Genomic DNA, 26923 nt, shown 5'->3' on the forward strand with positions numbered 1-26923 from the left:
TATTCCACTCCTTATAAAAGTAATAAAAAAGGCAAAGGAAATTTTCCATCCCTCACCCTTTGTATCGCAAGAATCATGCCAACCCTTCATTTTATTCTGTATTTTTTAAGTTTTCTGACTACTGTTGGTTGACTGATCCCTAAAGCCTCCGCCATCTTCGTGGTCGTCCTGAATTTTTCTTTTGCTCGTTCAAGTCTATCTTTTTCCACTCGATTTAGAGTTTCGGCTAATGTTTCATCAAAATTATTCATTTTTGAATAATCCTCTCCCCTTTTACGATATCCTTCGGGTAAATCAGCAGGGTAGATGACTGGATTCGGAGAAGTCACCACTAAGCGCTCTAATAAATTGATGAGCTCTCTTACATTGCCACGCCACTCGTATGTATTCAAATCGTGCATGACTTCTCTGCTCAACACTCGCTTCCGTTTGTAACGGGCAGCGAAATGATCCAAAAAGGTATGGATGAGTGGGGTGATGTCTTCTTTCCGTTCTCTCAAAGGAGGGATCGTTATCGGTACGACATTCAACCGAAAATAAAGATCCTCCCGAAACTCCTTATGATCGACCGCTTGATCCAGTTCCTTGTTCGTTGCACTGATTAACCGGAAGTCGGACTGAATTTCTTTGCGCCCTCCGACAGGATAAAATGATTTTTTCTGAATCAGTTTCAGAACCTTCACTTGATTCTGTAAGGAAAGCTCACCGATTTCATCCAAGAACATCGTCCCTCTATGGGCTAGTTCCGCGAACCCCTTTTTCCCGCCTTTAGTCGCTCCTGTGAAAGATCCCCCCTCGTAACCAAAAAGTTCAGCTTCAAACAAAGCGTCAGGAATCGCCCCGCAATTGACTTCTATAAAAGGTCCGCCCGCTCGACTACTCTTTTCATGAATCCTTCTTGCGAGCTCCGTTTTCCCGACCCCGGATTCGCCGAGAAGAAGGACATTCGCATCCACTCCCGCCACCTGATTGGCGGTTGCAAGAACTCTGCGCATCTCTTCACTTTTTCCGATGAAGGTTTCTTCCTTCTCTTGTTTCAAACGGTTCAACTCGTCACGGACACGCTCCATCTCAATCGTCATTTCTTCCATACCTGCTTTGATTTCCATAAGTTCGGTCACATCATGAGAATAACTGACCACTCGAACGAGTTCCCCCTCATCGTCAAAAACGGGCAAACCTGTCACGAGCAGCTTTTTTCCATCGGCAACGGTTTGGACGAACGTCACCCGTTCCTGTGATTCCATCACCATAGGCGTTGCCAGGGGCGTAAATAATCCCTCTTTTTCCAAGTCATAAACCGATCTCCCAAGCAGCTCATCGGCATGGACGTCATAGACTTTTCCTGTCGCTTCACTCACTTTGACAATCGTCCCATCTGTATTGGTAACAAGGATATCTTCCTGCAGTGAATGTAAAAGTGTTTTATATTCGGACCATTCGGACATGAAATCCCCCACATTATTCATGATTGAATACTTTCTACAACTCTTGTCAAAACCTCTTCATTATCAATAGAATTATTATTCATTTCTGAATATTTACAATTTATTATACCATAACCTTTGGTCTTAGTTGAGGAACGATAAAGTGATAGGATTTCAGTAACCACTCATCTCGAAAAAACTAAAAAGCGCAGAACTTTGATTGAAAGTGTTCTGCGCTAAACCCACCTTCATCACCTTTTGGGATCAAGAAGGATGGTTTGATTCAATTCAGCAATCGACGAACAGCCACTTAAAGCCATAGTGATATCCGTATCCGCCAGTAAATTCCTTAAAACCTCCTGCACTCCTTGTTCTCCGGCAACAGCCAGCCCGTACATGCAGGGCCGACCGACAAGTACGGCTTTCGCTCCTAGAGATACCGCTTTGACCACATCAGCTCCACGACGGATTCCACCATCCATCAGTACAGGGAGTTCTTTTCCTACGGCTTCAACAATCGCTGGAAGAGCGTCCAATGAACTCACGGCTCCGTCCACTTGCCGTCCACCATGATTGGAGACAATGATTCCATCCACGCCGTACTCATGCGCCATCTTCGCATCGTCCGGATGAAGAATGCCCTTAAGCAAGATTGGTAAATACGTATGCTCTCTTAAGAAAAGCAGATGTTCCCACGTTAACCCCGGATTACCGAACGTCTTTGTCCAGTGCATCACCGCCTCGGTAGGATTCTCTTCCGGTGAGGATTCAAGCCGGGAACGGAACACAGGGTCTGTAAAATAGTTCCCGACCCCTTCACCGATCAAGAATGGCAGGTACACATGCTTCAAATCCTTTTCCCGCCAGGCCATCATAGGTGTGTCCAGTGTGACGACAATCGCATCATATCCAGCCGCTTCTGCCCGCCGGACAAAACTTGCCGTCACCTCTGGATCTTTGTTCCAGTAAAGTTGAAACCATTTAGGCGCGTCCCCCATGACTTCGGCAATCTCCTCCATCGTTTTCGTAGAGGCAGAACTGGTGATGTATGGAATGTTCAAAGCAGCAGAAGCCTTTGCTGAAGCTAATTCTCCATCCTCATGAATAATCGACTGGACACCAATCGGGGCCTGCAGGAGAGGAGAACCATAGCTTTTCCCGAATAATTCTATGCTCAAGTCACGGGCTTCGACATTTGTGAGCATTCGCGGGACGATTTTATACCGGGTAAAGCTGTTAAGGTTATCTTTCAACGTTTCTTCGCCGCCTGCCCCTCCCGCTACGTAGTAGAAAGGACCATCTTCCAGAATTTCTCTCGCCTTCGCTTGCCATTCTTCATACGAAATAGGAAGCCGGTCAGGATCGGGCTTTGTCATCGTCTGGTAAACCTTGAATTGAACTTTGTTTCCAAAATTGGACATCCGTTAACCTCCTCATTGCTTTCAGTGTAACTGGTGCATTTTCCCATCATGCACTTCTATCCTATCACATAATGTAAGCGCTTCATAAATGCTGTTGTATGAGATTAGAACGTATCCACTCGGTCAATCCTCGCTTTTTTCAACAATCTTCCAATGTACACGCTTACACTTGTTTACAGTTCCTCAGAGAAGGTAAAAGAATAAATGTTTACAGATCGAACGGCTTCCACCTGGAGCAGAAAATTAAAAAAGGAGTGCATGCCAAGATGAGTCAATCCATCCCTGAAATTCAACTGAACGATGGTCTTACAATTCCTGCCTTAGGATTCGGGACCTACCGTCTGAACGGTAACCGCGGAGCTTCCGCCGTTCAAAGTGCCATAGATTCAGGCTACCGTTTAATCGATACCGCCTATAATTACGAAAATGAGGCGACGGTCGGAGAAGGAATCCGCCGCAGCAGCATCCCAAGAAATGAACTAAGAATTACATCCAAACTCCCTGGCCGGTACCACGAATACGACAAAGCCGTCACGGCCATCCAGGAATCCCTGTTCCGCGCGCAGCTGGACTATTATGATCTTTACTTGATCCACTGGCCGAATCCAAAGGAAGATTTGTATGTAGAAGCCTGGCAGGCGTTGATCGACGCCCAGAAATGGGGGCTGATCCGCTCGATCGGAGTATGTAATTTCCTCCCCGAACATTTGGACCGTCTGGAACAAGAAACAGGCATCAAACCGAGCATGAATCAGGTGGAGCTCCATCCGTTTTTCAACCAGGAGGAACAAAGAGCTTATCATCAGGAGAAGCAGATCCAAACACAATCCTGGAGTCCATTGGCCCGCGTCCAAAACATCCTCGACAATGAGGTCATTCAATCCGTAGCCGATCATTACGACAAAACGGTTTCTTAAGTCATTCTGCGCTGGCATTACCAGCTCGGGTCTGTCGCTATTCCGAAGTCTTCTTCCCCTCATCGTCAGAAGGAGAATTTATCGATTTTCGACTTTGCTCTTACTGAAGAAGATATGAACAGAATCAATCAATTAACTCAACCCGAGGGCCGAATGAATGACCAGGACCCTGCTACTTATCAGGAATTTTAATAACTGAAAGAGGAAAACAGGCTTCCAGCTGGAAGCCTGTTTTCCTCTATTTATATAGAAGCACTTTAATACGAATTCCATTCCCTTATTCCTATGATTTGAAAGCCTTGAAAACATATGTTTTGACTTCTATTCCTATATAATGAATGATGGCGATGCAAGGGATTTTACTACATAAGAAATCGTTCAAATAATATATGAATATATGAAAAGGGTTTTCCACTTAAGAAATCGAATTTAATACAATAGAGATCACTGCACCAATCAAGTTTTAAGGGGGAGCAATATGACGCCAGAAAACCAAGTTTTTGATCAACTGTCCTTGGGTGTGATGGTGATCGATTTAGACTATCGGATTACGCAAATAAATGAAAAAGGCGCATGGCTTTTGCAAGTAAACACAGAGGATGTAGTAGGAGAAAGTGTATACGACCTCTTTCCTGATGCCCCGGAAGAAGTACGCCACGTGGAACGAACTTTGCGGACATCCAAGGAATTTACGTTTGATGCGGTTCCTTTTCAGTGGGGAAAATATAATTTTTATTTTTCCATTCGCACCCGAATTCTAGAAAATAACGGAGAAGTTTATGGAGCGATGGTCGAGTACAATGATGTGACAGATTACTACGAGAAAGAACAACGGATGCGGAAATGGATGGAAGATATGTCTGTAAACGTCATCCCGTTGTCTGATGGCCTCGCCCTGTTACCCTTACAGCCGACCATGGACCAAATCGAATTCCAATACATTCTGGACAGGGGCTTACAGAATGTAGTAGATATGAAAGCCAACCAATTAATCATTGATTGTTCGACCCTCAGTACGGTGGACATCGTTTTCTTTGAAAAACTATCAAAACTCATCCAATCGCTATCATTAATGGGTATCCACGTGACGATTTCCGGGATGAAGCCCGTACTATCCAAGCTGTGGGTGTCTTCTAACCTTCCACCGCTCCATGTAAAGTTTTTCACCAACTTACAGGTAGCTTTAAAGGATTTAAACAACAAATAAAGCAATCACGTTCTTTCTGTTTCGAATAATAAACGGATCGATACAGCATAAGAAAAAAAGCGCCCCACCAGGCTGGGGACGCTTGTCACATTAATTGGTTTGATCTGTTAATTTAACCAATACATGAGCCATATGTTCACGCTCTTCCTTATTGGCTACATTCCATAACTCGTTTAAGACTTTCTCTTCTCGGTTTCTTGGTTCTTCGTGCTCCGCCAGGTAATCAGCCACCCGCTTAGCTCCTTTGGAAAGACCTTCTTCTCCAAGTCCTAATTTTTCACCTTTTTGAACTTGATCACCTAAATAATCTTTAAAGCTGTCAAAATGCTGGAGAATCTCTTCTTTCTTTTCTTCATTCATTTGTTTTGCTGCGTGTTTCGGATCTTGTGCCATTCGAACTCCTCCTTTTATTCATGTGTATAGGTCGCTTCCTTTTTTTACATATTACTAAACGTTCGAACGCGCCGTTATGAATCATAGAATATCCAGCAAAATTTCCATGTTTTAACATTAGTTAAACGGGTATCAGTAGGTTGTGCGCACATAAAACCAATACAAAAAGGAGTTTTCAACTATGGCTGATCGTTACAAAACAGGAGAAAAAGCACCAGAAAACGGAACCTATGAATTTGATGGACTAGTAAACGAAGGTAATGAAAATGAGGTTACCAGTGACGAAAAACATATCGAATTATCAAGCGGAGATCAGTTCCCTCCGATTCGCTCCAATAAAGAAGCAGCTTATTGGAAAAAAGCCAAGTAGAAGAAACATTGAAAATTCCTGAGCGGAACAGCTCAGGAATTTTTAATGCAATTCTGGATGAACACTTCAGGACCCGAAGGCCAACGCAGGCACACCACTCCCTATCACCCAATCATAAAGGTTTTGAGAGAATTTCACGCTCTTTTCTTCAGGAACCAACAGGCTCCATACAGAAGGGTGGCCGTCCATGGTCAAGACTTCCCCCCATCGATCCGATATCCTTTCTTTTATAGAAGAAACGCGCTTTCTCTTTTCTTCCCTACCTGCGAACACGAAGTGAATGGCTGCCCATCCATACGTCTGCTCCGCTTCCTTTATCCCTAAGGAAACGGTGTGCTCCTTCAGCGTAGACATGACCCGATCCAAATGGTCAGCTCTTATAGCGAGGAACGTTTCATCCTTACCACTCCATCCAAAGGAAGTTCCCACCGTGAGAAACTCATCAAGCCAATGGAAGAGATCACCATTGTCTGCTTCCGTGTTCAAACGTAAGAGACAGAGATTCTTTTCGTATGTCATCCCTATGGCAGGAGAACCTCCTCCACTTCCTTTACAATCGTGGATCACCGTTCCTTCCTCTAAGGTGAAGCTTGATCGGACCACAAGAGGAATGTTGTGCTTTTGGGCATGGCGAACAGCGCGAGGGTGGATGACCCCCGCTCCCATTTCCGCCATCGTCTGCATCTGGTCATAATCCATGCTGTGAATCTTTCTTGCGCCGGAAATGATACGTGGATCAGCGGTATAGACGCCATCAACATCTGTAAAGATTTCACACCGATCGGCTTTCAGTGCTGCAGCAAGAGCGGCTGCCGTCGTATCCGACCCGCCTCGTCCGAGCGTACAGATCTCTCCATTTGCTGCACACCCCTGAAATCCGGCAACCACGGCAATTTTACCTTCATCCAAGACTTCCTGAATGTTTCGGGTATGTACCGCTTTGATTTTAGCGTTACCATGGACATATTCGGTCTCAATTCCTGCCTCCTGTCCCGTCATCGCGACGGATCCAACGCCCAGCTCTTGAAGAGCGAGGGCCATAAGCGCGGAAGAAACTTGTTCGCCAGTGGATAGTAGCAAGTCCTTTTCCCTTCCGCAAGAGGATGGGTTTACTTCCTGACAGAGTCTCATCAGTTCGTTTGTTTGGTCCCCCATAGCGGAAACAACGACAACGACGTCGTTTCCTTTTTCTTTTTCTGAGCGGGCACGTGCGGCCACTTTCTTGATTCGTTCCGGTGACTGCAGGGAACTACCTCCGAATTTTTGTACAATAATGGCCATCCTTCATTCCTCTTTTCGTCAGATTATCCGATCGGCTGTTCTTTAAAAGCAGCCAGTGCATTGGTCACTTTTCCAAATTCCGATGCATGCGGACGATCATCTCCATCGGCATAGCCATAATCGACCATGCGGTTGCGGTTCAGACAAAGCTTGGTCATTTCCGATTTAAAGAAGTCAAACAGCTCAAACCGTTCTTTCAATTCAGGGAACCTTTTCTGATAGTCGAGGATCGACTCGGCAAGCAGCTGCCAGAAGACTTCTTCATCCAGGAGATGATGCTTCTCTAGAATATGGCTTAAATAACGCAGGTGACAGATGAAGAGTCCAGTAAAGATGAACTGCGTCAAACCTTCCGGTGGTTCTGTCCGAAGCACGGCTTTCATCTCTTCTGTTACATGCTGAAGTTCAGGAAATGGCTGATCCGTCACATTCACATCATCGACAAAGTCTTTGACGGCAAGACGATGCGGCTCGTTATTTTTCAGCACGAGAATCGCATTCTGCCCGTGTGGCGAAAAGACCGTGCCATATTTGTATAAGTAGTGAAGCAATGGATCCATGACCACTTTATAGAACTTCTTCATCCAATCTTCCGTGTCCAGGGCAGAAGATTCGATTAATGATTGAATAAAGGGTTTTCCGTGATGATCTTCGTGAACGAGCGCCGCAAGTGTAATGGCCTGCTCGCCGTCCTCCAGATACGTATAGATGCTTTCACGCCAAATCGTCCCCAGCATTTCAAGGTACTGATAAGGAGCATCCTTAACCGCAGCGTACTGCTTTTGATCCACATTGATGCTTGCGTTTTCCCCAGGCAGAATCACCCGGCACTCATTCTTCAAAAAGTCGTCTTGTTCATAAAGGCCTTTGATCCACTCCGTGACTTTTGGTGCGATCACCGTCCGCTCGGAAGGCAGGCCGCGGTATACGAGAGTATTAAGGATACTCATCGGAAGCTTGACATGATGTTTCTCTTTGGAACTTCTATTCACAAACGTACGGATCGACTGTTGCGGTAGATAAGCGTCGTCTCCATCTCCCACAGCAATGATCTCCTTTTTTGCGATTTCTTCCGGGAAGTTTTGGATCAGCTGGTTTTTCCACTGCCATTCATGGACCGGGAAAAAGTAATAGTCTTCCGGATCACGGTTCTGTTTCCTCACCTCGGCAAAGAAGCTTTCCCGCTCTTGTTCACTCAACTCCTCATTGAGAAGTTTTTCATAACTGAGGTTTTGAACCGATTGGAAGGTGGCTAGATTTTTATGAGCGGCTATCCAGGAAAGCTTTACTTCCTGCTGATGCTCGGGAGCAAAACGCATGTAGTCATCGTAACCAAAGCCAATTCTTCCTTTGTTGTAAGTGATCCACGGGTGCCCCTTCATATACCCTTCAAGCTCTGCATAGTCGATGGAAGCGAGCTCATCAGACGAACGGTCTGTCTTTTCCATCAAATGCACGTCAGCGATTAAAGTGGCGTTCATTTCTTTGATCAGATGACCGATCGTTTCTGCAAACATGCCGATGATTTCCTTTAAGTCAATCAGCAGTTCAATGGCATTGTCTGCTTCTTTTTCCTCGCCCTGCTCCACTTTTTTCAAATCCTCAGCCGAGACATCAAAACTGTCGAATAAACGTTTTTCAGCAACGAAGTGGTACGATTTTTCTTTGGATACGGAGAGTTCATAGGCTCCTGTTTTCCCATCTACATGTAAAACTTCGGGCTGAATCATATCTTCATACATATATTCAGCGAACATTTTCGCCATCAATTGTTGATTGGCTTTTTTCCAATTCTCTATATTCAATTGTTCATGAATGTCCTGTTGAAATAACAAACCGATCCCCTCTTTCTTATGATTGATGTGGAGTGACCAAGGACTTTTTCGTTCCGAACGTTTGGAAGACGTTATTTTGCTGTATCGAATAGATGTCTCTTTCTGCAATCCTGTTAATGATCACCGCATTGCGATGCGCCCCAAGTCCAAGGTCAGGTGCGCCGACACCGTGGGTGTGAAGTTCGCCATTCTGGATAAAAATGTGCCCATCCGCCTTGAGGTCCGTAACCAGGTGATAGCCTTTGTTCACAGTAAATCGCCCCTGATCATCCCAGGCGATACTGTCCTTTATCCTTGAGAAAAAGGCGGGCACACGAGGCTGATAGCCTGTCCCTAAAATAACCAGATCTGCTTCCATTTCCACAGGCTCCTCTGAAACCATCTGATAACCTCTTAAGCTCAAGTGGTCAACTTTTTCTTCAATGGACGTCACTTCTGTCATCGCCTGGAGATGGATGGAAGGATCGGCATTGCCGACTGTCCGGTCATAAAGGTGGTCATAAATAGCAGCGATCGTTTCTGCACTGATGCCTTTGTAAAGAAGACCCTGCTTATGTAACAGCTGGTCTTTCTTCCATTGAGGGAGCTCGTAGAAGAAATCGATGTAATCCGGAGAGAAATACTCAAGCCCAAGCTTTGAATACTCCATCGGAAAGAACCCTTGCGACCTTGTGTACCACTGAAGCGAGCCGCCTGTTTCCTCCTGAAGTTTCGCTACATCAAGGAAAACTTCCGCCGCACTCTGTCCCGATCCGATGACGGCTACAGACTTGGATAAGTCACACGATGGTTTTCTCTTCAAATATTCGGACGTATGAAAAACGGATGCTCCAAGTGCGTCCTGCAGCGCCTCCGGTACCCGGGGCTCCGTGCCAATGCCCATTACGATGTTTTTTGCGGTGTATGTGTGTTCCTCACCTGTCGTGGAATTCAAAGCTCTGACTTGATAGAGCTTCTTTCCATCGAGTTCTACAGTGCTCACCTGGGTGACTTCCTTGCCGAACCGCAAGCTGTCCAGCCGGTCACTCACCCAGCGGCAGTAGTGATTGTATTCTTTCCTCGGGATATGGAACTTCTCCAAAAAATAAAAATTGTACAAACGGTTATGTTCCTGCAGGTAATTTAAAAAGCTGTGCTTATTCGTGACATCCGCCATGCTGACAAGGTCTGCGAAAAAAGGCACCTGCAGCGTCGTCCCTTCCATCAACAGATGAGGATGCCACTGGAACTCTTCTTCTTTTTCTAAAAACAGCGCGGACACATCATCAACGGGATCCAAGAGCGCAGCCATTCCTAAGTTGAACGGTCCAAGCCCGATGCCGATCACATCAAAGATCTGCTTTTCTGTATTCATCGTTCCACCTCAATTCAAATGTGTCTCGTTCACAAAACATCAGCTGTGCCTTTTTATCCGGCAGCTGGATGGGAGCGATTGGTGTAAACCCGCACTTTTCAAAAATATGAATCATCTTGTTGTTCCGAATATCAGGCTCTGCCACCACTTTCGTTGTCGCATCATACTGAAATTGAAAACGCACCATCGCTCTTAAAAGGGGCAGGGCAAAGCCTGAACCGAGGTAATCCTTTTCCCCGATCAATAGATGGATGCCCTGATCGTAAGCTTTTGGAGAGTATGAGTTTTCTAAGACATCCCCTTTGACCCAGTAGGCCTCCCAATAGCTCATCACTTCCCCGTCGATCATGCCGAGATAAAGCGTCTGATGAGTGTCGTGCAGTGCTTTCCGATAATGTTTTTCAAAACGGTCAAACGGCAGATTCAACTGCCAAAAGGGATGCACATGGTCCTCATTCATCCACTTGTGAACCAACGCGACATCTTCCATTAGAGCTTTCCGAAATGAAAGGGTGCGGTGGATCGTTTCATCATAAACCTCAAATTCAATGCTCATGGACGACTCCCACCTTTGCCGCAAGCGGGTTATCGACGGCTGTATAAACCGACTGTGCTTCCATCGGACCGACCAATTCATCCATATCATACAAACGGGTCAGCAGATTCGCTTTACAAGGAAGCTTGTTTTCTTCCAAGAGCGTCTGCACAAACGAAGATGGAAGATGCTCGATCAATCGGCGGCGAAGAAGGTCGATCAATTTTTCTTCATTGACTAATCGACTGACACCGAACCCATTGATCAGACCATACAAATGATTGAAAAAGAAATAATAGCGTAGACGTTCATCTGCGACGTCATCTTCACAGATGGTATCGCTTTTGCTGTTTAATGAAGGAAGCAGCTCTGTCAGTTGATCCGCTTTGGACCGGCTGAAGTAGTAGCCCTGGTTATCCCTGTAATAAAACGTGGAAGGATACCCTTTTTCCAAACGAACAACGGAATTCTGCTGATGGGCTTCAAGAGCGATCCCGTACGTGTGATGCAGCCAAAGGATCGGGTCGAGGCTGATCGACAAGTACTGATCAAACCAATCGAGACTCACCTCTTCCACCGCTCTTCCTTCCCTTTCCGCAATACTTCGGATGATTGTGGAGATTCTGGAAGGCCCTCCATACGCATGATCCTGAACCAGCCCTGCGACAAGACTCACCTGCTCATCATCATCGTAAAAAGGATTTTCCCTCATGGAAACTTCAAATCCTGAGAATTCTTGCGGTAAACGAAGGTTGATGACTGCAGGATCTTTCAACATATGGAAATTCGGATGATGTTTCTTCATTTGATCTCCAAGCTCTGTTTCAAGCAACCGCGAAACTTCCACGCCTCTTGCCAATTCTTTCGGCTGGTTGGCCCTTAAGGAGTTCGTGATCTTGACCGGGACAGAGAATTTGTACATAAAACGGGAAGACTCACTGTAAAGCGTCCGGAACGACGAAGTCGCTGTAAAACGGAGGCCGGCTTGTCCAAGATGCTTGATGTCTCCCGAATGAAGGTACTTTTGGACTGCCGGGTCCTTTAATACCACAGGCACCTGCAGCGGATGCATGGGCACTAAAACGCGTCCTTTGTCCCATTCCTCCACAAGTAGCTCCGCCCCTTCCGTATCTTTTACGCCATCGAAGATGCAGGTGGACGAGGAACGATTCAAGCTGGAATCTTCTTCAATAAGATCGGGATTCACACTGAAATAGTGGAGCTGGAAGCGTCCTTTATATTCCGGGGAGTACTGACGGTCCTCAACATCAGTCAGTCCTTGTTTGCTTTTCGGTGTCGGGTGCAGCAAATGCCCGAACAACAGTGACTGTTCCGCTTCGATAAATGTAAAGTCTTCGTTCATCAGCTGGTGACGGTCCGCGAATCTTGCTGCTACATACTCTTTCATTTTCTTACAGCTGAGCAGCACACGCAGGACAAGCTCATCTTCTGCCCAATCCTGTCCATTGCCGATGAGCCATTCTTTTACAAGGAGGGTCGTCATTGTGACATAATCAAGAGGATGAGATTCTTCCTTTCCTTCTGTTTGATAAGTCACCGGGAAGTCAAACAAGTGCCTTCCGGTCAACGACCAATAGTTCACAGATACATGGATGACCAAATGCTGCCTGACCAAAGGGATGGACAGCATTATTCCATTGTCCGTATCCACCCACTCATAGTTGCCTGTTTCTCTTAAATAGCAATTCAAAAAGCTTTGCATCGTCGCCTTTTCGGCCATTTCTTTTGCTTTATTCAATGAGGTGTCCCTCCTAAAATCTGTTTCGCTGTATGTTCAATCTGATCAATGACGGCCAACACATCTTCTTCCGTGGTCCGAGGATTCAAGATCGTGAATTTCAAATAGGTTTCTCCCCTGACCGAAGTCTTCGCAATCACGGCCGTTCCTTCATGAAAAAGCTTTTGCTGGATTTTCCGGTTCAAACCGCACACATCCCGGCTTTCTTCCGGCTGATACTGAAAGACGACAGCCGAAAGTTCAGGAGACGGATTTTCTACACAAAAATCAAAACGTTTCTCCAGTTCTCCTGCAGCAAACCGGGCGACTTCCATCGTCCGATCCACCATGCTCCCCAGCAAGCGCGTACCGAGGACCTTCAAGGTCAAAAGAACTTTCAGCGCATCAAACCTGCGTGTCGTCTGGATGCTTTTGTTCACAAGGTTCACAATGCCTTCTTTTTCATCTTCCTCAGGATTCAAGTAATCGGCGTGGTGTGATAACAGCCGCAGGTGCTTCCGATCTTTGACGGCAAACATTCCACAGCTGATCGGCTGAAACAGCCATTTATGGAAGTCGAGGGTCACCGAATCCGCACGGTCCATACCGGAAAGCTTGTCTCCATGTTTCTCACTAAGCAGAAGTCCTGCCCCGTACGCTGCATCCACATGAAGCCAAAGGCCTTTTTCTTCACAAAGATCTGCCAAACCATCAAGCGGATCGATGCTACCGTAATCCGTCGTCCCACAGGTGCTGACAACCGCATAAGGCAGAAGCCCTTCCTGCTCGAGTTGTTCAACCGTATGCCTAACCTCATGGTGATCCATCCGATGGTCCTCGTTCACAGGAACCGGGACGACCGCCTGCTCGCCAAGCCCGAGCTGCGAAACTGACTTTTTCACAGAAAAATGTGCTTCCTCAGAACATAAGACTCTCATCTTTTTGAACGATTCCGGCAGGCCGTCTTTTTGGACGATGTGCCCCCATTCCGAGAGACAAAATTCATCACGCGCGAGCAGCATCCCCATATAGTTGGACTGTGTCCCGCCACTTGTGAAGACCCCGTCTCCCTGTTCTGATAACCCGATCAGCTGGCACCAATAACGAATCAGTTCTTCTTCGACATACGTTGCGGCAGGGCTCTGATCCCATGAATCCATCGATTGGTTAAGCGCTCCGATAATCAGTTCGGCCAGTACGCCGGGTAAAACCGGCGGGCAGTGTAAATGGGCCATGCTCCTCTCGTGGGAAACGTGGAGACTGTTCCTTATGACCGGTCCTTTGATTTCCTTGAGGACTTCCTGTAGCGACTGTGGTTCTTCCGAAAGAGTAAGCACCCCGCGGAGTTCCTGCTGGATGTCATGAACGGTCTTCCCTTCCAACGGTCGATCCATGGTTTGAAAAACTTCCGCTAGTATATCGACGACGAGTTCGACATGATTTCGAAAATGCTCGCCTCCCTCTTCACCGTGTTGAAGGAAAAATGAATCAAAGGCGGAAACAGCTGATTGATTGGTTGTCGTGATCATGCCCTCACTCCGCGACAGAAGCAGCTACGGCTTCTTTGAAGATGGACAAAATCGTGTCGACTTGCTCTTCTGTGATGATGAGTGGTGGCAGGAACCGGAGCACAGATCCATGGCGGCCTCCACTTTCAAGAATCAACCCACGGTCAAAACAGGCTTTCTGAATCCGGCTCGTCATATCAGGGTCTGCCGGGTAACTGCCATGCTTGCCGGCTTTACCAGATGGATCGACGATTTCCACCCCGAGCATCAAGCCTCGTCCGCGGACGTCCCCAAGCTGCGGAAAATCTTTCTGCATCTCACTTAGTGATTGAACAATCTTTTCGCCCATTTGTTTGGCGTGTGCCGAAAGATTCTGTTCTTTTACATATTTGAGTGTGGCTGTACCTGCGGCCATCGCCATCTGGTTTCCCCTGAAGGTCCCGATATGAGCGCCGGGCTCCCAAGCATCGAGGTCACGATCATAAACGACTACCGATAACGGAAGACTACCGCCGATCGCTTTCGACAATACAAAAGCATCCGGAACAATACCTGCATGTTCGAAGGAGAAGAGTTCTCCGGTCCGTCCGATCCCTGTTTGGACTTCATCGATGATCAGTGGAATCCCACGTTCTTTTGTGATTCGGCGCATTTCCTGAAGCCACTCAATAGGGGCCGGGATAGAACCTCCCTCTCCTTGAACGGTTTCAAAAATCATCGCTGCCGGAGGGAGAATGCCGCTTTCTGGATCATCAAGCAGCTGTTCGATGTATGTAGCACTCAACTCTGCCCCTTCTTGTCCCCCTTTTCCAAAAGGACACCGGTAATCATAAGGGTATGGAAGGAAGTGGGTATCCGGTATCAATCCCTGCACCCTCTTCTTCGGTCCAAGGTTCCCACTGATGGCCATCGTCCCGTGGGTCGCCCCGTGATACCCTCCCTGGAAGGTGAGAATGCTTTGTCTTCCCGTCGCTGTTTTGGCAAGTTTCAAGGCCGCTTCAATCGCATCTCCTCCGGTCGGGCCGCAAAACTGAACCTTTGCACGGTCCCGAAATTCTTCTGGAAGACTGGAGAAAAGCTCATCCACGAATTGTTCTTTCACTTCTGTCGTAAGATCGAGCGTATGTAAGGGCAGTTTATCGTGAAGGACTTTTTCCATCGCTTCAATGACAGCCGGGTGATTATGACCCAACGCCAATGTTCCCGCACCGGCCAGACAATCGATGTAACGATTGCCCTCCATATCTGTGATGTAAACCCCTTCTGCTTCCTGGATCGCTAATGGAAAACGGCGCGGATACGACCGCGCATTCGATTCTCGCTGATTCTGTTGATTCAATAATTCCTGATTGGATTTCTTTAACTCGACACTCATGTGATTCCACTCCTTTGCGTTAGCTCAATGTCTTACCGCTATACTATTTGATAATGATTATCAATGTCAACACTAATTGAAAACCATTATCATTATCAATTAAAGCCCTGCCCTTTGGTACAGAGCGGTTTTTGCCAGATCAGAAAGGCAGTTATTTTTCTGATAATTAAGGAATTTGTCACGAATAAGAGCAGGCGGTTTTAACTAGAGAAAAACCATTTTCTAGGTTTTCCTTCCTCTGTTTAAAATTGGATATAAAAAAGTCCACCTTCGCGATTGAAGGTGGAACATGTTATTTATACAGCATATCTTTTAGTGTCCTCGTCATTTTCTCCAGGGCTTCCGCTGACCGGTCGACGACCCCTGCCATATTGATAAAACTGTGGACGAGATCTCCAAAATGGAGATGATTTACAGACACTCCAGAGGCTTGGAGGCGCTCCGTATAAGCAAAGGCTTCCTCTCTGAGGGGGTCGTATTCTGCGGTCACCATCAACGTAGGAGGTAACGTGGCCATGTTCCGGGCCCTTAATGGGGACACGAACACACCCTGCCCATCTTCCTCCTTCTTCAAATAATGCCTAAAGAACCATTTCATTTTTTCATTCGTCAGGTTGTATGTATAATTCGCCTTATAAGAAGCCGTATCAAATTTATAGTCCAACACAGGGGTAATCAGAAATTGATGAGAAATTTCTATTTCCTCATCATCCATGAAATAAAGAGCTGAAGCAGCAGCCAGGTTACCTCCAGAGCTTTCTCCCCCTATGGAAAGAAGACTGGGGTCACCTTTCCATACCCAGGCCTTTTGCGCCACCCATTGGATGGCATCCACCGCATCGTTAAAAGCCGCCGGATATTTATGTTCAGGGGCTAATCGGTAGTCAACAGATACCACAACCGTTTGCGCATACGACGAAAAATACTTGCACACATTTTCTGAGCTGCTTAGATCCCCAAAGACCCAGCCCCCTCCATGAAAATAAACGAGGACAGGAAATGGTCCCATCTCATAAGGGGTATAAACTCTTATCGGAACTTCATGACCGTCTCGCCCAGTAAAAGACGAGTGAATCACAGAAACTCCTGTCACAGGAACGTCTTTGAAGAAGCCCCTGGCTACCTGGTAATAGTCTCTTGACTGAGCAGGAGTCAATTCAGCCAAAGGAGGATGCGCGAGTTCTCTCATCTTGTTCCCTACACTTTCAAGTAGTTGTAGGACTTGAACATCTACCCTCATTCGACCAACCTACCTTCTGGCAGAGTGATTCGGTGCAGTATCTCCATTTGAATTTGATCTTTCTTTAGTTTTTCAACAATGGCTTCTTTTTCACCTATCGTCAGAAAGGCTTGTTTATGCGGCAGCTGAATACGATTCACCACTTCTCCTCCTAATTCCTTCAAAATTGGTACAACAATTCTATTTCGCCGGTCTGGTTCACCAATAATCCGTTCAGCATCGTAACGATCCAACAAGAAAAAAATCATCGCACGGATCAAGGAGAGTCCGTCTTCCTTGTTTAGTAGTGGACGTGGACCAATCAATAAATGCATCCCGAGGTCTCCTTCATAATAGTTATAATAACCTTTGATAGGATCCTGCTTGATGCTGTATGCAATCAAATAACAGACAGGTTCACCTTCATAGGTACCAATATAACAATCTTTATATTCTGCTTCCTCTGATTGTTTGGCCCAGGATGCCAGTTCAGACTTTGGAAGGTTTAACTTCCAGAAAGGGGCAATATGCTTCTGGTGCATCCAGTCATAGAGCAGATCCACGTCCCTCTCTGCATCAAGTGGGCGAAAGGAAAAATGCTTCTCCTCTTCTTTGTTCTTCATAATCAATGCCGTTTCACTGATGGAATTGTTCATCGTCTCTCCTCCTGCAACTTTTAATGATAACAATTATCATTATCATTTGTGCTTGATTATATGAAAAACGTAAGATCAATACAATAGTCACAATGACCTACACGAGGGAGTCTTATAAGTCATAGAGCCATATTTCACCTCTATTCCAGCAAGCCCCCTTCCAGCTTCGTTTCCATCCTCTTTTTTTAATTCCAAAAAAAAAGCCCCGTCTTGGACAATTTCTCATATGTCCTAGAAACGAGGTGTTGTTCGGAATCGTTTGACTTAATTAAAGTCGCATGCAAATTTCAGTTCATCCGCGGAGATTCTGATTTCTCTTTCAATACAGGACTGAATCCAGTCGAGGACACGCGTAACATTCAAGCATATCCCTTTCTCATGTAGAGTCTGCATGTCATCATTTCGACTAGAATGGACCTGCCCATTTGTATGAATCGTCGCATCCATTTGAGTCTGTAAACTTTGATAGTATTGAAGGTGAAGAATTGCTGCGTTCAGATTCCCATTAGTGCAGACAAGGTCCACTTGGCACTGATTCGGAGAAACAGTGCCTTTGATCTCTGTTGAAGGTGGAGCACACAGAAGAACTTGGTTACAGACGGTTCTCTGCATCGGTGCACTCACACACCTCCCGTTCGTTCCTTCCACTGTAATAACGATATCGAAGGTAGTTGCTACAGTAATTTTCTGAATCTCTATCTCTTCCCCCGCCGGCAATTGGACCCAGATGCTTTCCCTATTCCCCGGGTCTCCCTGTTCACGTAAAACCATATTGCTCAAACGGCAGAAAGCTCTTGGAGCATCGAGCACACATGGGTCCACAATCTGCAATTCCTCACGGACGTAGGTGGTCTCACCTTCTACCACTACAATGGAAAGAGTTTCTGCCTGATACCCGGATCTGGAAATACGAAGGTCATACGTCCCTCCGAACACATCATCAAAGCGGAATAGGCCATCCTCATCTGACATCGTCGAAGCAAGTACGGTTCCATCGCTGGCGACCAACTCGATAATGGCACCTGCAAGGGGGAACGTCGTTTCTTCATTGGCGATCTGCCCAATGACTCTACCAAGTGGGATCGGCTGAAGATTGACGACCAATTCCAAGACGCTCCCTGGTTCAATTGTGATGCTCTGCAGGTCTACGATATAGTTTTCTTTACTCGTAGATAGGTTCAAATCTCCTACTGGAAGACCTGAAATCAACACTTCTCCATCACTATCGGTGACTCCGCCACCCACAACAATTCCCTCAGGGAAAGTGACGGTAACGTTGGCACCCGGTACAGTTTCTCCTGTGTTGTTGTCGATGACTTTCACAGATAAAGTCCCTGGGTCATCTTCAAGGAAGATGGTAACGGTTGTAACCTGGTTGGCTGTAATGGATATAGCTAGAGCGGCTGTTCCATAACCTGGAGCTGATGCAACGATCACGTAATCACCCGGAGTTAAGTTCTGTACGGTAAATGCACCAGATGGATCATCCAACACCGTCTTGAGGAGCTTGCCTTGATTGTCATATACCTGAATACTCACACCTTGCTCCGCAATAGGCGCACCTTCAGCATCAACGACCTGACCTGCTGCTGCTCCGACTAGTGAATCCAATGGAAGGTTCACTCTCTCAGTCACGTCTGGCTCCACAACCACTGGAAGAACATTAGTTCCATATCCATCAGCATTTGCAGTAACAGTGTAGACGGAAGGGGAAAGACCTTGCACCGTATATCTTCCATTTGAATCTGTCGAAGTGCTAGCCACTACGGTTGAAGAGCCATCTACCCATCTTCTTATCAAAAGATTTGCACCTGCTAGAGGGAGGTTGGTCCTTGAATCAAATACAATGCCTGTTATACCACCAGGGTTTGATTCAAGTACTGCGTTGAGAGTTGTATCCTCACCCTGATTTAGATTGACACCCGACACCATATCTTCAAATCCAGAGGCCCTGAAAATGACGGTGAAGGCCCCAGATGGCAAGTTCCCTACAATGTAGAATCCATCTGCTGACGTAATTCCTGTTCCTACAACCGTTTCGTAAGGGTCGAGGACACGGACCGTAGCTCCTTGAATTGGAAAACCGTCCACATCTGTCACGATCCCACTTATGGAAGCAGGATCACTGACGAGGAAAAGATCGGTTGAGATCAGTTCACCAGCATCCACGGTAGCACCTACGGATCCGCTGGAATACTCGTTTGAAGACGCTGTGACGATATATTCTCCGGGATGGACTCCTTCAAAAAAGTAGAATCCGTCTTGATCCGTGACCGCCACGGCGATTGAAACAAGACTTTCCACAGGAAATAGTTGAACGATGGCTCCTGAAATAGGGACTTCATCAAAAGCGTCAAAAACAAAACCTTCAATTCCACCCGGGACAGGGTCTAAATCAGCATTGACAATCGTCGTTTGCCCAACCGAGATGCTCGCTCCTAAACTCAATGACTGGAAAGATGGATGAGAAAAGACGACGGTGTAGGTGCCCGGTTCCAAGCCCGCGACACGATATCTCCCCTCATCGTCGGTCTGAGTCAAAACGAAAAGTTCTCCTGAATCCCCGTACACAGAAATACTTGTATCCCTCAACCGCTCACCGGAAATCGACGAGGTCACCACTCCTTCTAATGTGCCCTGTTCTCTAGAAAGCTCGAGCCTAACTGTTGAAGGTGTATTCGCGCTGACGATCACAGAGGCGGTTTGCGTCCCGAACAGTGGTGCAGCAGCTGTGACAGCATAGACCCCTGGAGTCAACCCAGTCACGTAAAAGGCGCCAGAGCTATCTGTGGCCGTTATTTGAACAATAGGCCCGGTTGGTGATAAAGCACGGATGACGACCGTTGCTCCTATGATCGGCATGCCACTGATTCGTTCCAGTACCAGTCCTTCAAGACTTCCAGGGTTTTCTGAAAGCGAGAAGTCGGCCCGGGTCAATTGACCAACCGTCACTTCTATATCTTGAACGGCATTTCCGAATCCTTCTGCAGATATTACGAGACGATACTTTCCAGCGGCCAACCCACTGAATTGGTAGGCTCCATCAGGATCGGTCACTATAGTAGCTGCTATAGCCCCGTTGCTATCAAAAAGCCTTACGACTGCTCCTTCTATGAAGTCTCCGCTGTCTTCAGCTGTTACGACTCCTATCACACCTCCCGGATTAGGCTGGAGGAAAAGGGTCGTTGTGATAGTAGCATCTGGTGATAAAAGTACAGCCGTCGAAGACGTGCCATAATTTGCAGCAACTGTCGAAAGGATAACTGTGCTCGGAGGAAGACCTGTGATGGAAAAGTTCCCTTCTCCGTCTGTAAGAGCAACTGTAATAGGAAGACCGCTGACATCTGACACCGTTACAAGCGCTCCCCCTATCGGAGATCGTGTCTCCGCATCAATAACTTGGCCCAGGACCCTGGCAGGACTCGAATTTAAAGGAATAGTAACGAATGTCGTTCCTCCCGCTTCGACAAAAACGCCGACCGTAGCTCCAGCATAATTTGGCGTTGTGACAGACAGGGTATAAGTTCCTGGAGACAGATCCGGAACTGAGAATTCACCCAGAGCATCAGCCAACACCGTTTCAATGAGGATCCCCTCTTGATCGAACACTTTGATTTCAATCCCAGCGTTCAGAATTGGCATCCCTTCTGTATCCGTAACCACACCTGCTATCTTCCCGACTACAGGCGATAGCGAAATATCGACGGTTGTCGTCTGACCACTTTCCAAAATTGCTCCAACGGCAGTGACCGCATATCCAGGAGCCGTACTTGAAATGGAATAAGACCCTGGGGCCAATCCATCAATTAAATAATAACCGTTTTCATCCGTTGCACTGGAGGCGACGATCACAGGTACGCCTGCGACTGTTCTTATGACACTGATCGCACCCACAATTGGTTGACCTGTTGAACGGTCTGTTACCTGTCCTTGAACAGTTCCAGGGTTCGGTTCCAAAACGAAATCCACATCTTCAATCAGGTCACCTCCTTCGAGTATGACGCCCCTCGTCATACTCGAATAATCGACGGCTCTAACGATGACCTGTAGATTCCCTGGAGGCAAGTTGGAAAATCCATAGTTTCCATCCCCATCCGTAACTGTAGACTCAAGGACCGTTTCATTTTGATCCAGTACGACCACCGAAGCGTTTGGAATAGGTTCTCCAGATGAAGAACGTACATTACCAGAAATGGATGAAGGCGTGGGAGACAATAGGATCGTTGAACTGGATGTTTCATTCGGGGCGACCGATACTCCCGTCTGCCCTGTCGAGTAATTTACAAAAGTAGCTACGAGAAGGTAAGAACCTGGAGCTAAACTGGATAAAGAAAAACTTCCGGTACCATCCGTAACCAATGTAGCAATCGGAAGTAAGCCCAAAGAAGGAAATACTCTGACAGAAGCCCCTATCAAAGGCACTCCCTCAGGATCCAGTACGCGACCAGCAATGGCGCCCGTGTTCACTCCTAGAATGGCATCCACCACAACTGTTTGACCAGGAGTGGTCATGAAACGAATCGTTTCAGGTTGGTATTCCGGGTTAGAGAAAGATGCCGTATATTCACCAGGCGATAATCCATCCAGTCGATAGGTGCCATCTGCACCTGTCTGAGCGGTTGCAATCAAGACACCATTCGCATCAAATATTTGGACGAGTGCATTCTCAATAGGGTCTCCCGTACTCTCGCCTGTTACGGTCCCTTCGAGGGTTGACGTTTGTTGGGATAGAACAAAATCCTCTGTAACTATGCTCCCAGGTTCTAAAATCAAAGAAGACGTTTCCTGGGCATAACCATCCGCTTTTGCTATCAGAATAAACGTCCCTGGAGGAAGGGAAGTGACTAGATAACTTCCATCAGTCTCTGTGATAGCGGTGGCAATAATCGGCCCTGTGGAAGTGAACTGCCTGACGACAACTTCCGCACCGGGAATCGGATCTCCAGCTATATCCGTCACTGTCCCCTGAAGAGTTGCCGGAGCAGGATCTAAAGCAAAACTAGCAATGGACGTCTCTCCTGATACGACTGAGAATCCGATAAGCTGAGTGCTGTATCCTTCCAAACTGGCTTTTGCCGTATACCCCCCCGGCGATAGCCCAAAAGCCCTGAAATTTCCCAGTGCATTCGTAGAGGTGGATAAAATGAAAGCCCCGGTGCCATCAAAAATTTCTACACTTGCCCCTCCAAGTGCTTCCCCAGTCAAACGATCACTCACGGAACCAGCTACATCTCCAGGGTTCGGAGACAGTGCCAGGGTTACCAGTGTCGTTTGACCAGATTCAAGAACTACCGATGTAGAGACAGATCCGAAACTAGGCGCAGAAGCGGTCACATTAAAGGATCCTGTCGCCAGATTTTTAAGGATAAAATTCCCATCCGCGTCTGTAAACGTATCCCCTACGATGTTTCCTGTAAAAGGATCGGAGACGCTTACGGAACTCCCACTGATCCCTGTTCCCGTGTTTTCATTAATTACTTGACCTGTCAACGTTGCTGGAAAAGCTTCCATAGGAACAGTGGTTTGTGTCACCTGTCCGGAATTTACGGTCACCCCGACGGAACTCGATTGGTATCCAGGGACGGTAGCTGTGACGATATAGTTCCCCGGAAGAATGCTTTCAAAAAGGAAGCTGCCATCAGGCTGCGCCAGAGCTGTGGCGATGACGACGTTTAATTCATTAAGCAATCTCACCTGCAATCCAGTACCCGTAATGGAATTTCCAGTTGTATCTACCAATTGACCTTCGATGGATCCCCTTAACTGAGACAATGCTATATTGCCATTGGCATTGACATCACTGATAACCGTAACACCAAAGGTCTGCGTACCGTACCCTTCCAGGGAAGCCGTAATGGTGTAGCTTCCAGGTGCGAGACCAGTGACCGTATAATTACCGAATGGATCTGTTGTCACCGTGGCAACCGCCTGGTCTTCCGTCCCCGATTCTCGGATGACGACACGAGCGTTCGGTAATGGATTTCCCGAAAAATCATCCGTCACCTCGCCACTGATCCCTCCTGGATTTGCCATTAGTACAAAATCCACATTGGTCACGTCTCCACCCGGCGGAAGAATGATTTCCGATAGGACAAGGCTGTACCCAGGAGCAGTAACTACAATCGTCGATGCTCCTGCTGGCAAATTGCTGAGGGAATAGAATCCGTTGGCGTCCGTTCCAGCTATCCTTATGGGCACTTCATTTGCATCCAGCACGCTAATGGTCGCATTTGTGACCGGATTTCCTCCCTCATCCAAAACTGTACCTGAAAAGGAAGCAGGATTGGCTGTTAAGGTCAAGTCGATCGTCGTTGTCTGGTTAGAATCGACCACCGCTCCAGCTGAAACTGTAGTATAATCAGGCGCGCTTGCAGAAACGATGTAGTTTCCAGGAGACAGATTGGGGAATACATAGTTGCCATTGGCATCAGCGATCGTACTCGCCAAGAAGACTTTTTCTGCAGTATAAAGCTGAACGAGCGTACTCGGCTGAACGGGGCTGACCGTGCCGGATATAATACCAGGTTGCTCTTCCAGGGAGAGATCGACAACGCTCGTTGACCCGGACAGAACGATCGCTCCCCCTACTTTTGTTTCAAACCCTTCCGCACTTGCCACAATACTGTAACTGCCAGGAGGTAAGCCCGAAATTGTATATTGTCCATTCTGGTCAGCAACCACACTATCCAACTGGACGTTGTTTTGATCAATAACTTTGACGACAGCCCCCGGGACCGGATCCCCAGAAGTTTGAGAATTGATCGTCCCTGTTACCGTCCCTGGATTTGGTATCATACCAATGATCACATTTTCCATCCCGCCTGGAGGAATCGTAACTGACGAGAAGTTGGTCTGGTACCCGCTGAGAGAGGCAAACACCGTATAGGTCCCGGGTGCAAGCTGATCAACGAGATAATCGCCATTTGTATCTGTAAAAGTAGTTTGAATTACAGCCCCGTTGACATCCAGGATACGAACTTCAATCTCAGTTCCTGTTAGAGGGTCCCCTGTTTGACTGTTAATGACAGTTCCTGTAATGGACACAGGCGTAGGACTAAGCGTGAAATCAGCTGTAGAAGTCATACTGGATTCAATGAAGACACCTTGTGAAATCGATTGGTAATTTTGTGCAGTAACGGTTACATTATAGGTACCCGGCGCCAGTTGAGGGATGGTATAAAAGCCAGTATCATCCGTAACACCAGTAGCCACTACCACATTTCCCTCATCCGCCCGGGCTGTAATTACCGCTCCAGGAATAGCCCCCATGCTATTATCCATTATCGTGCCCTCAAGGGAACCAGGCTGTTGAAGTAAGGAAAAGTCGACAACAGTAATTTCACCCTCATTGATTTGAGCTCCAAGCACTTGTGTTTGATAATCGACAGCTGATGCACGCACGGTATAATTACCAGGCTCCAAATTAGGGAACGAAAATTGGCCCGAGGCGTTCGTTAAGGTTGAAGCTATGGCCACACCGTTCAGTAGAAGCTGGACGGTGGCATTGCTCAGAAGTTGACCTGCCTCGTTTTCGACGACACCTTCAAGATCCCCGGCATTCCTTGTCAGCTGTGCAACCAATGTCGTCGCAGTGCCAGGAGAAATAATAGCACCGACCGTTTCAACCGCATACCCCATCTGACTGATTGTAACTGTATAAGAACCAGGGGGAATATTTCCAACCGTATAGCTGCCAGTAGCATCTGTAAGAACCGAAGCCACTGTCACTCCACTCTGGTTCACTACCTGGACGGTCGCCCCCTCAATCGCGTCTCCTGATGCTCCATCTGTAATGCTCCCACTTAACGACCCAGGCTGATCAACTAAAGTTACATCCTGCGTTACCGTGTCTCCTTGTTCAACGGTAAAGCCTAGAAAACTTGTTTGATAGCCGGGGGCAGAAGTCCTTAATGTGTAGGTACCAGCTGCTAATTCATCAATGGTATAGCTGCCTGATCCATCTGTCATCGTTGTCGTAATCACGTTATTGGCACGATCCAAAACTTCCACAGTGGCATTCGGAATAGGGACGCTTGCTTCCGATTGGACTGTCCCTGTAATGGTAGCCGGTGATCCTGCAAGTTCAAAATCTTCTACCGTAGTCAGATTTGCCTCCACGGTGGTCCCTCTCGTCTCCGCTTGAAACGTAGGCGCACTGACAGTCAGAACATAAGTACCCGGTGAGACTGTATTAAATACATAATCTCCTTGAGCATTTGTAACAGACGTATCAATGACCGCATTGAAGCTGTCGATCAAGCGGACTTCCGCACCTGAAATAGGTACACTTCCAGCAGAAGTAACCGTTCCACTAAGAGATCCCGGATCCGGATTCAACAATACATCGACGACCTCGATCTCACCACTCGTTAACGTAACCGGCTCCACAACAGTCATAAAGTCGGGATAGGAGAAGGTAACGGTGTAATTCCCCGGCGCCACCCCATTCAGTGAATATTCCCCATTTCCATTGGTCATGACCGTGTCTACTAACACATTCATTGAATCTCTGAGTTCAACAGTCACTCCGGTGAGAGGGAGTCCATTCTGTCCTGATATAACCTGACCGGTTACAGCCGCATCCGTCTGAACATCGATGGTGTTCGTTACAGTTTGCTCAGGAAGTTGGTCACCACTATAATCATCCACCCCTGTTCCTGTGACCGTATTCAAAGGCTGTGTACCTGAGTTAGTAAAAATCCCCACCACAGTATAAGTCAGTAGTGCTGTCTGCCCGGGATTTATGTTTCCGACATCCCATGACAACGTCTTCATCTCACTATTATAGATAGGCGACCCCGACGTTGCAGAAATGTTACTCACATTTGTCAACTGATCGATTTGAATCAGATCATCGACTACGATTTGTCTAGCCAATGATCCACCGTTATTCGTTACAGTGACTTCCTGTTCCCATGTTCCTTCTTCTCCATTTAAAATACTGTTTGGACCTGAAGTGATGACTTTCGTTACATCTAATGCTGCACGTATATCTCCATCTTCTATAGCTACAGGGTTTGAAAAAGCATTTTCGAATTCAAATCCCTCGCTTGTACGTAAGGAATCTTTATTGTAATTGTTCGCATTGGTTGATGAGAAAATAATGAATTGAAGTGGATCATTTTCCGTTATTCCAAGCGTCTGAAAAAAGACCGAAGCGGAAAACTGAACATCCACGAAATAATCGGGGTCCCCCCCGAAATCTGATCCATCATTGGTCAACACCGCACGTGCCACGTCAAAATTGACAATTGGTCTCGAATAGTTGGGAGCGCCACTCCCATCTGTTCCTTCAGCCGAATCTGTCCAGGAATTGAAGTCCTGATCGGTATTTTGAATGAGGTTGATCGTACTGTCCAACCCGTTAACGTTTACCAACCAATCGTAAACCCCCGGTGTTCCGGACGTATTCACCAAAACCCCCCACGCAAAATTCCTAAAACCGGTCCCTTTATTATTAACAGGGTCATCGTTTACTCGAATTCGGAAAAAAACATTCTCACCATCATAGGCGAAATACCCAGCAGGAAACTGAGAATCCCCTACAATGTCGACAGAACCGGGATTTTCATCTCCCAGAAAATCATAAATAGGCTCCGCTCCTAAATTAAATGACTGAAACTGTTCATTGGACGGAAATGACATCGTTTACCTTCCCTCTCATTGCTTTATCTTATTAGTCTATTT

Annotated in this window: 15 protein-coding genes and 1 pseudogene; 3 read left to right on the plus strand and 13 right to left on the minus strand. The window is 46.9% G+C overall.

Going from position 1 to position 26923, the window contains the following annotated elements; genetic code table 11:
• Positions 1-86 precede the first annotated feature (86 nt).
• A complete protein-coding gene (locus K2225_RS04175; protein ID WP_220583609.1) occupies positions 87-1448 on the minus strand; it encodes a sigma-54 interaction domain-containing protein in 1362 nt (453 codons plus the stop codon).
• Between the two features lie 230 nt (positions 1449-1678).
• On the minus strand, positions 1679-2848 hold the full coding sequence (locus K2225_RS04180; protein ID WP_220583610.1) for a lactate 2-monooxygenase: 1170 nt from the start codon (positions 2846-2848) through the stop codon (positions 1679-1681).
• 266 nt (positions 2849-3114) lie between these two features.
• Between K2225_RS04180 and K2225_RS04185 the strand changes: the two are divergent.
• Positions 3115-3957 (plus strand): annotated as a pseudogene (locus K2225_RS04185) (aldo/keto reductase).
• A gap of 286 nt (positions 3958-4243) precedes the next feature.
• Positions 4244-4972, plus strand: a complete 729-nt coding sequence (locus tag K2225_RS04190) for a PAS domain-containing protein (RefSeq protein WP_220583611.1) — start codon at positions 4244-4246, stop codon at positions 4970-4972.
• A 90-nt stretch (positions 4973-5062) separates the two neighbouring features.
• On the opposite strand, the gene K2225_RS04195 is transcribed toward K2225_RS04190, so the two are convergent.
• Positions 5063-5365, minus strand: a complete 303-nt coding sequence (locus K2225_RS04195) for a DUF3243 domain-containing protein (protein ID WP_146813687.1) — start codon at positions 5363-5365, stop codon at positions 5063-5065.
• A 181-nt stretch (positions 5366-5546) separates the two neighbouring features.
• On the opposite strand from K2225_RS04195, the gene K2225_RS04200 reads away from it, so the two are divergent.
• Positions 5547-5735 carry a YjzC family protein gene (locus K2225_RS04200; protein WP_146813689.1) on the plus strand — a complete coding sequence of 63 codons (189 nt, stop codon included), beginning with the start codon at positions 5547-5549 and terminating at the stop codon, positions 5733-5735.
• A 66-nt stretch (positions 5736-5801) separates the two neighbouring features.
• On the opposite strand, the gene K2225_RS04205 is transcribed toward K2225_RS04200, so the two are convergent.
• From K2225_RS04205 to K2225_RS04250, 10 genes are all read right to left on the minus strand, one after another.
• A complete protein-coding gene (locus K2225_RS04205) occupies positions 5802-7016 on the minus strand; it encodes an aspartate kinase (RefSeq protein WP_220583612.1) in 1215 nt (404 codons plus the stop codon).
• A 23-nt stretch (positions 7017-7039) separates the two neighbouring features.
• The gene (locus tag K2225_RS04210) at positions 7040-8851 is read right to left on the minus strand and encodes an IucA/IucC family protein (protein ID WP_220583613.1); all 1812 of its coding nucleotides are present in this window, start codon (positions 8849-8851) and stop codon (positions 7040-7042) included.
• 16 nt (positions 8852-8867) lie between these two features.
• The gene (locus K2225_RS04215; RefSeq protein ID WP_220583614.1) at positions 8868-10205 is read right to left on the minus strand and encodes a lysine N(6)-hydroxylase/L-ornithine N(5)-oxygenase family protein; all 1338 of its coding nucleotides are present in this window, start codon (positions 10203-10205) and stop codon (positions 8868-8870) included.
• On the minus strand, positions 10180-10761 hold the full coding sequence (locus K2225_RS04220) for a GNAT family N-acetyltransferase (protein ID WP_220583615.1): 582 nt from the start codon (positions 10759-10761) through the stop codon (positions 10180-10182). Before K2225_RS04220 ends, K2225_RS04215 begins: the two co-directional genes overlap by 26 nt.
• Positions 10751-12499, minus strand: a complete 1749-nt coding sequence (locus K2225_RS04225) for an IucA/IucC family protein (protein WP_220583616.1) — start codon at positions 12497-12499, stop codon at positions 10751-10753. Before K2225_RS04225 ends, K2225_RS04220 begins: the two co-directional genes overlap by 11 nt.
• On the minus strand, positions 12496-14007 hold the full coding sequence (locus K2225_RS04230) for a pyridoxal phosphate-dependent decarboxylase family protein (RefSeq protein WP_220583617.1): 1512 nt from the start codon (positions 14005-14007) through the stop codon (positions 12496-12498). The genes K2225_RS04225 and K2225_RS04230 overlap by 4 nt, the downstream gene beginning before the upstream one ends.
• Before the next feature lie 4 nt (positions 14008-14011).
• Positions 14012-15361 carry an aspartate aminotransferase family protein gene (locus K2225_RS04235; RefSeq protein WP_220583618.1) on the minus strand — a complete coding sequence of 450 codons (1350 nt, stop codon included), beginning with the start codon at positions 15359-15361 and terminating at the stop codon, positions 14012-14014.
• Positions 15362-15653: 292 nt separating this feature from the next.
• Positions 15654-16601, minus strand: coding sequence for an alpha/beta hydrolase (locus K2225_RS04240; RefSeq protein WP_220583619.1), 948 nt, complete (start codon positions 16599-16601; stop codon positions 15654-15656).
• Positions 16598-17236: a GNAT family N-acetyltransferase gene (locus K2225_RS04245; RefSeq protein ID WP_255574195.1), complete on the minus strand. Its 639-nt coding sequence runs from the start codon at positions 17234-17236 to the stop codon at positions 16598-16600. The genes K2225_RS04240 and K2225_RS04245 overlap by 4 nt, the downstream gene beginning before the upstream one ends.
• Before the next feature lie 264 nt (positions 17237-17500).
• Entirely contained in the window at positions 17501-26881 is a 9381-nt protein-coding gene (locus tag K2225_RS04250) for a BMQ_0737 family morphogenetic spore coat protein (RefSeq protein WP_220583620.1), read from the minus strand.
• Between the last annotated feature and the right edge of the window lie 42 nt (positions 26882-26923).

Origin of the sequence: Halobacillus sp. Nhm2S1 (assembly GCF_019599545.1) — a bacterium.
Lineage (GTDB): Bacteria > Bacillota > Bacilli > Bacillales > Halobacillaceae > Halobacillus.

Coding starts and splice junctions, on each gene's coding strand:
- K2225_RS04175 (WP_220583609.1), bottom strand. CDS start 1,448: ATGTCCGAATGGTCCGAATATAAAACACTTTTACATTCACTGCAGGAA.
- K2225_RS04180 (WP_220583610.1), bottom strand. CDS start 2,848: ATGTCCAATTTTGGAAACAAAGTTCAATTCAAGGTTTACCAGACGATG.
- K2225_RS04190 (WP_220583611.1), top strand. CDS start 4,244: ATGACGCCAGAAAACCAAGTTTTTGATCAACTGTCCTTGGGTGTGATG.
- K2225_RS04195 (WP_146813687.1), bottom strand. CDS start 5,365: ATGGCACAAGATCCGAAACACGCAGCAAAACAAATGAATGAAGAAAAG.
- K2225_RS04200 (WP_146813689.1), top strand. CDS start 5,547: ATGGCTGATCGTTACAAAACAGGAGAAAAAGCACCAGAAAACGGAACC.
- K2225_RS04205 (WP_220583612.1), bottom strand. CDS start 7,016: ATGGCCATTATTGTACAAAAATTCGGAGGTAGTTCCCTGCAGTCACCG.
- K2225_RS04215 (WP_220583614.1), bottom strand. CDS start 10,205: ATGAATACAGAAAAGCAGATCTTTGATGTGATCGGCATCGGGCTTGGA.
- K2225_RS04220 (WP_220583615.1), bottom strand. CDS start 10,761: ATGAGCATTGAATTTGAGGTTTATGATGAAACGATCCACCGCACCCTT.
- K2225_RS04230 (WP_220583617.1), bottom strand. CDS start 14,007: ATGATCACGACAACCAATCAATCAGCTGTTTCCGCCTTTGATTCATTT.
- K2225_RS04235 (WP_220583618.1), bottom strand. CDS start 15,361: ATGAGTGTCGAGTTAAAGAAATCCAATCAGGAATTATTGAATCAACAG.
- K2225_RS04240 (WP_220583619.1), bottom strand. CDS start 16,601: ATGAGGGTAGATGTTCAAGTCCTACAACTACTTGAAAGTGTAGGGAAC.
- K2225_RS04245 (WP_255574195.1), bottom strand. CDS start 17,236: ATGAACAATTCCATCAGTGAAACGGCATTGATTATGAAGAACAAAGAA.
- K2225_RS04250 (WP_220583620.1), bottom strand. CDS start 26,881: ATGTCATTTCCGTCCAATGAACAGTTTCAGTCATTTAATTTAGGAGCG.